General features: G+C 35.7%; 1 pseudogene. It reads right to left on the bottom strand.

Going from position 1 to position 1,011, the window contains the following annotated elements:
* Positions 1 to 949, bottom strand: a pseudogene (locus E1176_RS00690) (PD40 domain-containing protein); the annotation flags it as partial.
* Between the last annotated feature and the right edge of the window lie 62 nt (positions 950 to 1,011).

The following is a 1,011-nucleotide window of genomic DNA, read 5'->3' as shown; positions in this document are numbered from 1 at the left end:
GCTTACTCAGCCGCTCAGTATGTAAAGTTTTACTTTTTGGTTCGTATGCAACGCTCAACAAAGCTAACTCATTATAAGATTGATAGTTTAGAAATTTTACTAAATCATTTAACTTCTTCTTTTGCTCACTCTCTATATCTGTTGATTCTGTTGAAAACTCAATAAACAGTTCTTTTGTTTCACTTTCGCCCCTCAATTCTTTCAACAATTGTTTCGCTTCTTGAATTAATTGCTCTGCATATTGCTCAGTTTCGCTTTTACCCACGCTCTTCATCTTCCCTGTGAAAATATCCGATAACCCCCCGTTTCGATTACTCGAAAAGTATATAATAGAATCATGAGTTGAGAAATAAGCATCAAAAGAAGAAGAATTTATTTTTTCCCCTAAATTGACTGGTGTACTCCAAACAGTGTAATCATTCTCGTAAATTCTCTCACTCATAAATATATCTGCATCACCAAGTCCGTCATGACCACTTGATGAAAAGTATAATCGCTTTTTGTCTGCTGACAAAAATGGTGAAATTTCGAACCCAGCAGTATTTATAGTTGGTCCTAAATTTATCGGCTTTCTCCAGGTGCCTGTAGAATCTTTTAATGAAACGTAAATATCTTCCTTACCTATTGAGTTTTTATCATTCAGAGTCAGAAGCATTACATCAAAATCTGGGTGCATATAATAACCAACCATCTCTTCCCTTTCTACCCATTTTATTGGCAATAATTCTGGTTTAATCCACTGACCACCCAACTGCTTAGAAAAAGAAATCCCTTTACCTTTCGAATATCCATTTATTAAGTAAACAACATTATTGTCCTTTTTAATGCCTATTAAGCTATTATTTTCCCTGTTATTCCATACCCCAAGGTCATTATGTGGCTTACCCCACTTACCCTCGTTATCTTTTTCAGAAATCCATATGTCCATTCCCGCTAGCTCACCACCCACATTTTCTTTATAAAAAGCTCTGGAAAAGAACAGCTTACTCCCATCCGGGGAAATCAAAGGAT

The organism is Fulvivirga aurantia, from assembly GCF_009711475.1.
Lineage (GTDB): Bacteria > Bacteroidota > Bacteroidia > Cytophagales > Cyclobacteriaceae > Fulvivirga > Fulvivirga aurantia.
The sequence above is the reverse complement of the archived record's forward strand: the minus strand, read 5'-3'. Positions and strand labels throughout refer to the sequence as shown.